Raw genomic sequence first — 12949 nt, forward strand, 5'->3', positions numbered from 1 at the left:
AATAACCGCCGCTTTTTTTGTTGATATTTGTTCAATTTATATAAATAAAATTCGGAAATTGTATAATTTAGGAAGGTATAGAAGTGAGTCTATAGAATTAGATGTATGAACTGAATTTTACATGAATAGTTCCGTTAGTCTATATGCAATGGGTTATAAGACCTGCATGGGTAGAGGAGGCTATATATGACTTATATTGCTCATATTCGCGAGAGCGACCAGACGCACCAAAGTGTTGAAGAACATCTGCTAGGCGTGAAGGGTTTAGCTGAATCTTACGGTGAAAGTCTTGGCATCAAACATATTACGGGATTGGCAGGAATGCTGCATGACATGGGCAAATATACGGTTTTATTCCGAGATTATATACTCGAAGCCGTTCGCAATCCGCATGCTCCACCTAAACGGGGAAGTGTAGATCATTCAACGGCAGGCGGGCGAATGCTATATACACTGTTCCATACTGGGAAAATCGATCGATATAAAGGGATTCTTGCAGAGGTTGTCGGAAACTCAATTATTTCTCACCACTCTTATCTGCAAGACTTTCTAAATCCGGATCTTGAATCAAATTATTTACAGCGAGTACGCGACAAGATTTTAGATGAATTTGATGCGAGCAAGCAGCATTTTTTTAAACAAGTGATGGGTGAGGAAGATTTTCAGCGCTATGTTGATCAAGCTGCCCTAGAACTGGAGGCCTATCTTACTAAGAATTCCTCACTTAACTATGAGGCCAAATGTATGTTTCTTACAAAGTTTGTTTTCAGCGCTTTGATTGATGCCGACCGGACGAACACGAGATGTTTTGAAGACAACCGTGAGGAAGAAACTGAGCAAGAACCACAGAAGCTCTTCAGTACCTATTACGACAGACTGATGAATGAGATCCATTCCTTAGCAAAACACAAAATCGCCGAGAATCCTATTAATGTACTCAGAAGACGGATGTCTGAACAATGTGATAGGTTTGCTGAGAAGCCGTCTGGTATTTACACATTATCGATCCCCACAGGTGGGGGGAAAACATTGGCGAGTCTTCGATATGCTCTCAAACATGCAATAACTCATAACAAAAAACGTATTATCTATGTCCTGCCATATACAACAATCATAGAGCAGAATGCGGCAGAGGTACGCCGTATTTTGCAAGATGATGTAAATATTTTGGAACATCACTCCAATGTGGTTGAGGATAATTACGATGACGATGAGTTCATGGACGGCATGGTCAATATACGCCAAAAACTGAAGCTGGCGAAGGATAACTGGGATTGCCCCATTATATTCACAACGATGGTGCAGTTTCTGAATGTGTTTTATGCCAGTGGCAGCAGGAACATTAGAAGGCTTCATCATTTAAGTGAATCGGTCATCGTGTTTGATGAGGTTCAAAAGGTCCCGGTTTCGTGTGTGTCTCTATTTAATGAAGCATTAAATTTCTTGAACAGGTATTGCCATTCCAGTCTTGTGCTATGTACTGCTACTCAGCCAGCATTGGATTTTGTGGAGCATCGGTTGAATCTGAGCCCAGACGCCGAGATGATTGATGATCTCGATGAGGTTATTGATGCGTTTAAACGTGTGGAGATATGGGATCATGCGACGGATGAAGTGCTCAACAATGACAGTTTGACTGAATTTATTGCAGAGCGAATGACGGATGTGAGCAGTATTTTGGTCGTTTTAAACACGAAATCCGTAGTGAAAGAACTGTACCAGCAGTTGAAGATGATAATGATCGACACTCCGGTATACCATCTGAGCACCTCTATGTGCGCGGCACACCGGAAAAATATATTGGATGAGGTACGGGATCATTTGAAGAATGGAAACAGGATCATCTGCATTAGTACGCCATTAATAGAAGCGGGAGTTGACGTGAGCTTCGAATGTGTCATCCGATCCTTAGCAGGACTGGATTCCATTGCCCAGGCGGCAGGCAGATGTAATCGGCATGGTGAGCGTGAGCTGCAGAAGGTGTACATTATCGATCATGAAGAGGAAAACTTAAATCACCTGAAGGAAATAAAAAAAGGTAAACGCATCACCAAGAAAATTTTGATCGACCTGAAACGAGATTCGACCTGTTATGGCGGGCATCTTCTGTCCGTTAAAGCGATGGAAAAATATTTTCAGGAGTTCTATTCCGACCTTAGTGAGAATCTTAATTATTCACTTCCTAAGTTAAATACAAATATGACAGCGTTATTATTTGGTAATAAAGTCGACAACATATTCTATCAGAATTACTGCACCAATAAAAAGGAAAGTCTCCCTTTATTTTTGGCTAACAGCTATAAGACGGCGGCAGAGAATTTTCATGTTATTGAAACCCTTGCAACACCGGTTATTGTTCCTTATGGAGAAGAAGGAGAAACAATTATAGCGGAATTAAACGGGGCAAGCCGAATTGAGGATATGAGCAGATTATTGCGAAAAGCGCAGCAATATACGATTAACTTGTTTCATTATGAGCTCGACCATTTGGATAAAAACGGTGGATTAGAGAGTTGTTTGGATGGGCAGATCTTAGTGCTCAAAGATGGGGCTTATAATTCAGAGTTTGGTTTGGACCATGAGAATGATAGCTGGACGGGATCGACAATAATATAAAAACCCATCTTTTTAAAGATAGGTTTCCACATCATACAATATATTTTTCAATCCACACTACGGTTAGGCAGCGACAATAGCGATAGTCATTATATCATGAACAAAACTCCAAATTAAATATTCATATAATGTATTATGTATTTACAAAATATATAAAGTTGGTTTATGCTACATTTAGTTAAATTATTCCTATTTCAGTTAAGGAGGTGAATCAATGAGAAACGCTATTGAATTTGTTGTTTATGGCGATTATGCGTTGTTTACAGACCCGTTAACCAAGCTGGGCGGTGAGAAACTCTCTTACCAAGTGCCAACATACCAGGCAATGAAAGGAATTGTTGAAAGCGTTTACTGGAAGCCGACGATTTTATTCTACATTGATATGATTCGCGTTATGAAACCTATCCGCATGGAATCAAAGGGTATTCGTCCTATCGATTATGGCGGAGGAAATACTTTGGCTAATTACACGTACCTTCAAGATGTTTGTTACCAAGTGAAATGTCATTTTGAATTCAACATGAATCGTCCGGAGATGGCATATGACCGTAACGAAAATAAGCATCACAATATATTGAAGCGATCTCTTCAAGCTGGAGGGCGTAGGGATATTTTCCTTGGGGCACGAGAGTGTCAGGGATATGTGGAGCCTTGTGTTTTTGGCGAGGGTGAAGGATTTTATGACCATTATGGTGATATTCATCTTGGAAATATGGTTCATGGAATCAACTACCCGGATGAGACAGGCCGTGATCAAATGGAAGTAAGATTGTGGAACCCAGTAATGAAGAACGGCATCATTACATTTCCAAGGCCGGAAGAATGTACGCAGGTTCGTAAAGTTTCAGATATGAAACCAAAGCTTTTTAATGAATCCAATGTTGAGGCCGTTGATGACCTGCTGGCCAGATGGGGAGAGGAGGGAGATGTATGAGCTGGCTGTTAAATTTGTATGAAACGTATGAATCGAATCTGGATCGTGTAGGTGAAATCGAAAGGACGTATGGCGGTCGTGAGTTCACACTGTTACCTGTATCACATACCACCCAGAATGCGCACATAGAAGTGACTGTGACGGAAGCCGGCGAATTTCATTCAGCTGAGGTCATTGATAAGAGTGACGCGAGCACATTGATTCCGAGTACGGAAAAGTCGGCGAGTAGAGCAGGATCAGTGATATCTCCTTATCCGCTGCACGATAAATTGAGTTATGTGGCAGGGGATTTCAGAGCATTTGGCGGTACGATCAAGGGGGAAGAACCTTTTGCAACGTATATACAAGAGCTTCACAACTGGGCGGAATCATCCTATGCACATCCGAAAGTAAAAAGCATTTATCAATACTTAAGCAAAAGAACCCTCATTAAAGATTTGGTAACACACAAGATGCTTTGTGTTGATGAGGACAATCGCCTTATAGATAAATGGGATAAGAAATATGAATCTTTATATCCTGAGAAGCCTGCAATTTTTAGTGTAATTGCTGGTGAACAGGACAGTGCCTTTATCCGTTTTAATGTCTATTCACCTCGATCTATTATGGCTAAAGTGTGGAAGGATCCAGAAATGTATGATTCATTCATTCGATATTACCAGGAGCATTTGGGGGATGAAGACATTTGCTATGTTACAGGGAAAAGGCTGCCCAGCACCGATAAGCATGCGAATAAAATACGAAATGCGGCAGACAAGGCCAAGTTAATTTCGGCCAATGATACCAGCGGATTTACTTTCAGAGGCCGATTTAACCAAAGCAAGGATGCGGCAAGCATCAGTTATGAAGTATCGCAGAAGGCTCATAATGCATTAAAATGGTTGATTAACCGTCAAGGTAAAACGATAGACCAAAGAGTATTCCTTGTGTGGGGGAATGATGCACTTGATATTCCAGATCCAACGGAGGACACCTTTGCTTTAGACCCTGATCTAACTCTAAATGTTCCCGTGAAATCGAATACAAACGATACTTTTGCAAATGAATTCGATAAAGCACTGGATGGATACAAGAATAAATTAACCTCAAAGTCAGGCGATGTGTTTAAATCTGAAGTGAATATTATGGTTCTTGATTCTGCGACTACAGGTCGAATGGCGGTTCTTTACTACAGGAATCTAAATAAGGAATTGTATCTTGAAAAGCTGATTAAATGGCATAAAACCTGCGCTTGGCTTCATAAATACCGGAAAAATGCAGAAGGCTTCACCTTATTTTATGGAGCTCCAGCGACCAAGGATATTGCATTTGCAGCTTACGGGCCTAGAGCTAGCGACAAAATCGTCAAGGGGCTTATGGAGCGAATGCTACCGTGCATTATAGATGACCGTGAAATTCCTGGAGATATTGTAAATAGCGCATTTCACCGGGCATCTAATCCGGTATCCATGGAGAAGTGGGAATGGGAAAAAACACTTAGTATTACATGTGCCTTAATAAACCGACGGGAGGGATACCAATTGGCTTTAGATACGGAAAATACGAATCGTGATTACCTGTTTGGACGCTTGTTGGCCGTAGCAGATGTTCTGGAAAGAAGAGCCTTAGGAGCGGACGAAAAGAGGTCGACAAATGCGATCAGATTTATGAATTCTTTTTCCAGACATCCGGAAAGAACCTGGAATACCATTCAACAGAGCTTGCAGCCTTATCAGGCACGAATGGGAGCAAAAGCAATCTATTTATCCAAAATCATTGATGAGATCGCCTCCAAGTTTGAGATTGAGGATTTTAACAATAAGCCTTTATCCGGAAAATATCTATTAGGATTTTATAGTCAACGTCACGAGCTTTACCAATCGAAAGATAAAAATGAGGATGCCGTAGAAGCATCTGAAAATGAGGAGAGATAAAATATGAGCAGCCTGGATCATAAAATTGATTTTGCAGTGGTGTTGTCGGTCACGAGTGCCAATCCTAACGGAGATCCTCTAAACGGAAACCGTCCAAGACAAAACTATGATGGATACGGTGAAATTTCTGATGTGGCTATTAAACGTAAAATCAGAAATCGTCTGCAGGATATGGGAGAATCTATTTTTGTCCAATCCAATGACCGTAAGGTGGATAATTATCAGAGTTTAAGAGATCGGGCAGATGGAAACTCGGAACTGAACAAAATTTTGAAATCGAAAACAGGTTCCAATGATGAGTTTGCAAGTATAGCATGCCAAGAATGGATAGATGTTCGGAGTTTTGGTCAAGTCTTTGCCTTTAAAGGTACAGGAAATGGCGGAGGAGTCTCCGTTGGCGTAAGAGGACCGGTTTCCATTCATACAGCGAAAAGCGTTCATCCGATTGACATCACAAGTATGCAAATTACGAAAAGTGTTAACTCCGAGTCTGGAAAGGACAGGGGCTCCGATACGATGGGAATGAAACACCGCGTTGATTATGGTGTTTATGTTTTCTACGGAAGTATCAACACACAGCTAGCCGAGAAGACCGGGTTTACAAACGAAGATGCAGATAAGATCAAGCAGGCGTTGATAACGCTATTCGAGAATGATTTATCTTCAGCTAGACCGGAAGGAAGCATGGAAGTGCATAAAGTATATTGGTGGGAGCACAGCTCGAAACTTGGCCAACACTCATCAGCCAAAGTGCATCGTTCTTTATCCGTTGAATCTCGGGTAGAAGAACCTAGGACATTTGAAGACTACACAATTGAACTGAATGAGTTGGAAGGTTTAAATGTAGAGATTATAGATGGACGTTAATGAAGATGATCATTACCTGATGCTTTCCGGTATTCAGCATTTTGAATTTTGCAGGCGCCAATGGGCGCTCATTCACATCGAACAGCAGTGGGAAGAGAATGTGAGAACCGTAGAAGGTCAATATCTTCATAGGAAGGCTGATCAACCCTTTATCAGAGAGAAGCGGGGAGAGAAGCTTACCGTACGAGCAATGCCTGTGAAATCGGAGACGTTGAAATTAACAGGTATCTGCGATGTCGTAGAGTTTATCCAAAGTGATGAGGGTGTTGAAATCTATGGCAGCGAGGGAAAATACTTAGCTTTTCCTGTAGAGTACAAACGGGGCAAGCCGAAAATGAATGACGCTGATCTTTTACAGTTAGCTGCACAAGCTCTGTGTCTGGAAGAAATGTTGCTGTGCGAGGTCCGGGTTGGTTATTTTTACTATAATGAGATTAAACACAGAGTCGAGGTTCAGCTAACAACAGAAATGAAAGATAAGGTGAAGTTCATTGCGGCTGAGATGCATGATTATTATCGGCGCAGGTACACCCCCAAAGTGAAAACCGGATCTTTTTGCAAAAATTGTTCTCTTCAAGAGATCTGCCTACCTGAAGTCATGAGCAAGCGTACGGTGAGGAGCTATGTTGAGGGGAAGATCAAAGAATGAAGAAGCTCTTGAATACATTGTTTGTTACGCTACCGGATGTATATCTGTCGCTGGATGGGGACAATATTGTGCTGCTGAAAGAGCAGGAGAAGCTAGGGAGACTTCCGCTGCATAATCTGGAATCTGTTGTGGCATTTGGATATACAGGAGCAAGCCCGGCTCTTATGGGGTATTGTGCTGAGAGAAACATATCCATAGTCTTTCTAACCATGAACGGTAGATTTCTGGCAAGGGTGGTGGGCTCAAGCAAGGGAAATGTCGTTCTTCGGAAAAAGCAATGCCTTGTATCTGATGATGAGGTTTTGTCGGCGAGAATCGCACGCAATTTTATTATCGGCAAAATTTATAATCACAAGTGGATTCTTGAACGAATGACCCGAGATTACCCACTGCGAATCGATGTGTCCGAATTCAAGGCTGCTTCCCAGCAGCTATCTTCTATTATGGTGAAAATAAGACAGTGTGAGGACTTGGATCAGCTTAGGGGATTGGAAGGACAAGCTGCTTTAGCCTACAATCAACGGTTTAATCAGATGATTTTACAGCAGCAAGAGGATTTTTATTTTCATACCCGTTCTCGTAGACCTCCCCTCGATAATGTAAATGCAATGCTATCCCTTGCTTATACGCTGTTGTCAAATGATACAGCATCTGCCTTAGAAGGAGTTGGGCTGGATGCATATATTGGATTTTTGCACAGAGATCGGCCTGGACGAGCTTCACTTGCTTTAGACATGATGGAAGAGCTACGCGGAATCTATGCTGACAAGTTCGTGTTGTCCATGATTAACAAAAAGGTAATGAACAAGGAAGACTTTGTGCGTAAGGAGAACGGGGCTGTAATCATGACGGATGACGGCAGAAAGAAGTTCCTGAAGGCATGGCAAACCAAAAAACAGGAGAAGATAACCCACCCATACCTAGGTGAGAAGATATCTTGGGGGTTGGTACCGCATGCACAGGCATTATTATTGGCTCGTCATTTGCGCAATGATTTAGACGAGTATCCTCCATTCTTATGGAAGTAGGTGCAGTATATGCTCGTTTTGATCACGTATGATGTGAGTACAATGAGTAGGGAAGGTCAGAGAAGGCTGCGAAAAGTGTCTAAACTATGCCAAGATTATGGTCAGCGTGTCCAGCATTCTGTCTTTGAGTGTGTGGTCGATGCTACACAATTTGCTAAATTAAAAATGCAGCTGATAGACATTATAGATGAGGAACAGGATAGCCTAAGATTTTACCAGCTGGGGAACCATTACAAAAATAAGGTTGAGCATGTGGGCATAAAAGCAGCCCTCGACATGGAAGGTCCGTTGATTTTGTAGTGCGAATGTCAAGTGCACATGATTTTGCAGGGGGATTCGCACTATATAATATACTTAATTTTTATTTAAAACCAAAATAAGTAATTTATATTGATGTGTATTCGACAATTTTAGCGAAATTATTGAATAAATGACCGATTTTTCGGTGAAATTTGCTTGAAAGTCGGAGTCGCACCCTTCGTGGGTGCGTGGATTGAAATTTTCAAGGCTTTCCCCTCCCCGTATGCGTCTTCGTCGCACCCTTCGTGGGTGCGTGGATTGAAATCGACCATCAGAAGGTAAAAGAGATCGCCGAGATCCGGTCGCACCCTTCGTGGGTGCGTGGATTGAAATTACATCCCCGGAATTGGTAAATGTCCCTCTATAAGCGTCGCACCCTTCGTGGGTGCGTGGATTGAAATATAGGGGACTCAGATAGTTTTTGATTAAGTTCTTCGTCGCACCCTTCGTGGGTGCGTGGATTGAAATATACCACAAACGATTGTCGCTTGTGATCGTATCGGTCGCACCCTTCGTGGGTGCGTGGATTGAAATTTCTTTCGCTACGCCAACTGAAGCGTATGAAGCAGTCGCACCCTTCGTGGGTGCGTGGATTGAAATAATATACTATGAGCGAGCTATTTATCACAAGCAACGTCGCACCCTTCGTGGGTGCGTGGATTGAAATTTTAAGGTAAAACTCTCGAAATGTATATGCTTCGGTCGCACCCTTCGTGGGTGCGTGGATTGAAATCGTTATGCGGGCCGATTACTGGGCGTCCACGTAGTCGCACCCTTCGTGGGTGCGTGGATTGAAATCCATGTGGTAGCTGCATACACCGGACCGCCCCAAGTCGCACCCTTCGTGGGTGCGTGGATTGAAATTCCCCTGGGTGATACTATCGACTTAATCAAATACAGCGTCGCACCCTTCGTGGGTGCGTGGATTGAAATATTCATACGGGCGTTATACTCGGCTTGCTTATTGAGTCGCACCCTTCGTGGGTGCGTGGATTGAAATTGGTATGGAATCTGTGAATAATGATGTTTCAACCAGTCGCACCCTTCGTGGGTGCGTGGATTGAAATCCTGCCGTACATCTCTTGGCTGCGCGTCACCCGGTCGCACCCTTCGTGGGTGCGTGGATTGAAATATTTGGAGGGGTACTGTGCCCATTCTCATAGTTAGTCGCACCCTTCGTGGGTGCGTGGATTGAAATCGGGTTATAGCTGTCCAACATGGCTTTCCATGGGTCGCACCCTTCGTGGGTGCGTGGATTGAAATATTACGTTTGTTTCATCCGTTTCCATCGAATAATGTCGCACCCTTCGTGGGTGCGTGGATTGAAATCGAGGGCTGAGATGAGTTCGAATCAGAACTTATTCGTCGCACCCTTCGTGGGTGCGTGGATTGAAATCGTGCTCAATTAAGTTCTATGGGGATCGACCCTGTCGCACCCTTCGTGGGTGCGTGGATTGAAATGTTTTGAGGTACAGCTCAAGGGGTGTCCGAACAGGGTCGCACTCTTCGTGGGTGCGTGGATTGAAATTTCCTACGATCCTCTTTGCTCTATCTCGAAGCCTAGGTCGCACCCTTCGTGGGTGCGTGGATTGAAATAATACGCTGCAGACCTCACTAAAAAGAAATGGGGGTCGCACCCTTCGTGGGTGCGTGGATTGAAATGTTTGCATCTTGTGCGGCTCTTATGCTGTCCTCGTCGCACCCTTCGTGGGTGCGTGGATTGAAATATTCAAGACGCACAATGCTATTTTAGCCAGCTAAGTCGCACCCTTCGTGGGTGCGTGGATTGAAATGGCACTCTCGGCAAGGGAATCGCTAAAGGTGCGCGTCGCACCCTTCGTGGGTGCGTGGATTGAAATTTCGCGCGTAATCGCCTCGTATGGAGCGAGTGTAGTCGCACCCTTCGTGGGTGCGTGGATTGAAATGGTTGATGCTATGACAGAGGAACTTTCAAGTGAAGTCGCACCCTTCGTGGGTGCGTGGATTGAAATTATATCACCAGCGAAGTCTTCGTCATCTAATCCAGTCGCACCCTTCGTGGGTGCGTGGATTGAAATTTCGATGTTGCCGCCGCATCTCCGCCCGCCGTTTTGCGTCGCACCCTTCGTGGGTGCGTGGATTGAAATTAGATAGGTATGGGATCAAACAGGAAGAAATCAGAGTCGCACCCTTCGTGGGTGCGCGGATTGAAATCGCAATGCTCCTGAACTAAAAGTTGAGAGCAGTAAAGTCGCACCCTTCGTAGGTGCGTGGATTGAAATATCAAGTGGATGAAATATCGATTATTCATTCTCAAGTCAGGATTGAAATTCGGCGTGCTGGTCGTACTCGGTATCGTAAGTAATGTCGCACCCTTCGTGAGTGCGTGGATTGAAATTTGCCAACTACTCCCTAGGTTACCATTCATCAAATATTTCAAAACCTTGGATGCCTTACTGCATTCAAGGTCTTTTATTCATAACAGCTATACCAGGTAATACCTGCGCACTCCTATTCTCGCTTGATAGGACGGATTCAGCCGGCGTAAATATTCGAAGTCCAGGTAGTTGATCTGATCGGTTAAGTAAGCGGAGGTCGTGCTGCCCGGAATTCTTCTTCTATTTAGGGAAAGGATCATTTCCTCCCCGTTCCTGACTCCAATCCCATGCCCGAAGTACCGGTCCGTCGACAGCACAATGGCGTTCTCTCCGCGCCACTGCGGGGTCAGGGGATTAAAGTCGGGGTTCGCAAAATAGACAACATCCCCCGGGTAGGCTTCATTCTTATTGTGAATAATACGGATCGGCAGGTCGCGGTCATACTGCCAGTCATACAAGAGCAGGTTCTGGAAATAGATATTAAAAGCTTCCTCTCCGATCGTATCCAGCACAGCTTTATACAAAATAACCACCATGGCTGTAGCGCACTCGAAACCGTATAGGCGGCCATTTACAAAAATGTCGTTGAGTGCATCCGAGCTGCGTACATCCGGTCTTTGCTGTAAACCCCCGTCTTCTCTCCGGTACCAAAACCTTTCATTTGCCTTGGATGTTTTAAAAGTGGCAAAGGCCGCATTGCTGGCATCCAGGGCTATGGCCGCCCCTACAATGTGGCTTCGCATCCTCAGTTCAAACCGCAAGGCGTCAGGGGATGGATATCGGTACACAACCGGGCTGTTCTGTTTTTGCTGCAAAATGCTTCTCTCCAGCTCCGTTAGCGTGGATGCATTGATCTGCCCTATATCTCCATTCATGATCTGAATCATGCCGTCCCTCCATTTAACAAGTGACATGTGCATTTAACTATAGGATATAGTACGGTCTAACCGGGTACTTCGTGTACAATTTAGTGTAATTGATTTTCAAATCCTAAACTCCTGCGATCACGCATACATTTGGTATAAAGGGAGTGTGATCCATATGGACAATAAGCTGAGACGATACCACCACCTCAAGCAGAAACAGAAAGAGATAGAGCAGGAATTAACGGAATTACGGAGTGAGATTATAGACCATTGCAGAAACAATGAAGTGACAGAGCTCGAACAAGGGGGATACAGGGCGAAGCTTGTTCTGCAGGAACGGAAGGAATTCGATGACAAGAAGCTGTATGAAGCACTTCCTGATCCTGTAGTCTGGCAAATGCTCTCCAAGGCAGATTCCACGAAAATATCGAGCCTGGTCACTTTGGGTGTCATTTCCGCGGAGAAGATTAAAGATACATACTCAATTAAGCAGGTCACACTGCTGCAGGTGGATAAGAAATGAAACGGATAATCCCGCCGCTTATGTTAGGGAGGGGTTATTTTTTTTGTTTCGGTTCGGATCGGTCATCTACCGCAATATTTCATCATGCTTGTATGAATAATCCTGGAAAGAGGATATAATGAAGGTCCGAGCTATTTTTTGAGAGTTACAGGGTGTATTGAAGAAGGGAATGAATGATTTGACTACAGAAGATATGAATCACGAAGTGAATGAAGAGATCGCCACATATCAAGAACTGAAGGCAGCGGCTAACCGTACAGCAGATTGGCGTGAGCGTCTGAGAGCGGTGGAGGCACTGGGGAAGATCGACAACCCGCAAGCACTGGATGTTCTGAAGCACCGGATGATGAACGACCCGGTATATAAAGTCCAAGAGGCTGCATATGTACAATTAAAGGAAATTGGCGAGAATGTAGAAAAGCCTGCAAGAAGCCAGGAGGAACCTGTTAAGGGGCTAACGAAAATGCTGGTTAGAATTAAAAAGAGTCTTCCAGCGGGGCATACCTACGAGGAGTTCAAAGAAAAGCTCAAGAAGATGAGAATTGACGTATATGACACGTACGAAGGAAACAAAGGCGAGGATTTCGACAAGTGGCTCGAAGAGAAATGGGCTTCGCTGCGGACAAGCCAGTCGAAAAAGGCATAACATAACGGAGTGATGATTTGAGCAAAGCAAAGGGTAAGGGCGGAACAGGCCGGGGAACAGGAAAGAAAGGCTGGAATCGCTGGCAGGCAAGTGCCAACAGAGCGAAGAGTGCCCCTAAACCATATAAGAGTAAGAACACAAAGAATCAGGACAGTGTACAAGCGGATAATTCCAGGATTGATGAGAATAAATTGGACATGTAGTCCATATGGTGTGAACTTAATTAAGGAGTGGTCATTTGAGGAAACAA

The 12949-nt window shown here is 43.9% G+C and carries 11 protein-coding genes and 1 CRISPR repeat array; of the genes, 10 read left to right on the forward strand and 1 reads right to left on the reverse strand.

Annotated features, from left to right (window positions below; genetic code table 11):
- Positions 1 to 186: 186 nt before the first annotated feature.
- The 7 genes from BN1234_RS08865 (at position 187) to cas2 (ending at position 8307) form a co-directional block, all read left to right on the forward strand.
- Positions 187 to 2616, forward strand: a complete 2430-nt coding sequence (locus BN1234_RS08865) for a CRISPR-associated helicase/endonuclease Cas3 (RefSeq protein WP_054956305.1) — start codon at positions 187 to 189, stop codon at positions 2614 to 2616.
- A 214-nt stretch (positions 2617 to 2830) separates the two neighbouring features.
- Positions 2831 to 3550 carry a type I-C CRISPR-associated protein Cas5c gene (gene cas5c / locus BN1234_RS08870; protein WP_054956306.1) on the forward strand — a complete coding sequence of 240 codons (720 nt, stop codon included), beginning with the start codon at positions 2831 to 2833 and terminating at the stop codon, positions 3548 to 3550.
- The gene (gene cas8c, locus BN1234_RS08875) at positions 3547 to 5463 is read left to right on the forward strand and encodes a type I-C CRISPR-associated protein Cas8c/Csd1 (protein WP_054956307.1); all 1917 of its coding nucleotides are present in this window, start codon (positions 3547 to 3549) and stop codon (positions 5461 to 5463) included. Before cas5c ends, cas8c begins: the two co-directional genes overlap by 4 nt.
- Before the next feature lie 3 nt (positions 5464 to 5466).
- On the forward strand, positions 5467 to 6330 hold the full coding sequence (cas7c, locus tag BN1234_RS08880) for a type I-C CRISPR-associated protein Cas7/Csd2 (protein WP_054956308.1): 864 nt from the start codon (positions 5467 to 5469) through the stop codon (positions 6328 to 6330).
- A complete protein-coding gene (cas4, locus tag BN1234_RS08885) occupies positions 6320 to 6979 on the forward strand; it encodes a CRISPR-associated protein Cas4 (protein WP_054956309.1) in 660 nt (219 codons plus the stop codon). Before cas7c ends, cas4 begins: the two co-directional genes overlap by 11 nt.
- The gene (gene cas1c / locus BN1234_RS08890; RefSeq protein ID WP_054956310.1) at positions 6976 to 8007 is read left to right on the forward strand and encodes a type I-C CRISPR-associated endonuclease Cas1c; all 1032 of its coding nucleotides are present in this window, start codon (positions 6976 to 6978) and stop codon (positions 8005 to 8007) included. The genes cas4 and cas1c overlap by 4 nt, the downstream gene beginning before the upstream one ends.
- A 9-nt stretch (positions 8008 to 8016) precedes the next feature.
- On the forward strand, positions 8017 to 8307 hold the full coding sequence (gene cas2 / locus BN1234_RS08895; RefSeq protein ID WP_054956311.1) for a CRISPR-associated endonuclease Cas2: 291 nt from the start codon (positions 8017 to 8019) through the stop codon (positions 8305 to 8307).
- 168 nt (positions 8308 to 8475) lie between these two features.
- Positions 8476 to 10568: a CRISPR direct-repeat array (repeat unit 32 nt; unit sequence GTCGCACCCTTCGTGGGTGCGTGGATTGAAAT).
- A 203-nt stretch (positions 10569 to 10771) separates the two neighbouring features.
- Here cas2 and BN1234_RS08900 read toward each other — a convergent pair.
- The gene (locus BN1234_RS08900) at positions 10772 to 11551 is read right to left on the reverse strand and encodes a protein-glutamine gamma-glutamyltransferase (RefSeq protein WP_054956312.1); all 780 of its coding nucleotides are present in this window, start codon (positions 11549 to 11551) and stop codon (positions 10772 to 10774) included.
- A gap of 154 nt (positions 11552 to 11705) precedes the next feature.
- Here BN1234_RS08900 and BN1234_RS08905 point away from each other — a divergent pair, with 154 nt between their 5' ends.
- The 3 genes from BN1234_RS08905 (at position 11706) to BN1234_RS08915 (ending at position 12902) form a co-directional block, all read left to right on the forward strand.
- A complete protein-coding gene (locus BN1234_RS08905) occupies positions 11706 to 12053 on the forward strand; it encodes a hypothetical protein (RefSeq protein WP_170308013.1) in 348 nt (115 codons plus the stop codon).
- Between the two features lie 193 nt (positions 12054 to 12246).
- Positions 12247 to 12699 (forward strand): HEAT repeat domain-containing protein, encoded by a 453-nt coding sequence (locus tag BN1234_RS08910; protein ID WP_054956359.1) that lies wholly within the window; start codon positions 12247 to 12249, stop codon positions 12697 to 12699.
- A gap of 17 nt (positions 12700 to 12716) precedes the next feature.
- Entirely contained in the window at positions 12717 to 12902 is a 186-nt protein-coding gene (locus BN1234_RS08915; protein ID WP_054956313.1) for a DUF3934 family protein, read from the forward strand.
- The last annotated feature ends 47 nt before the right edge of the window (positions 12903 to 12949 follow it).

Source organism: Paenibacillus dakarensis, from assembly GCF_001373415.1.
Lineage (GTDB): Bacteria > Bacillota > Bacilli > Paenibacillales > Paenibacillaceae > Paenibacillus_AQ > Paenibacillus_AQ dakarensis.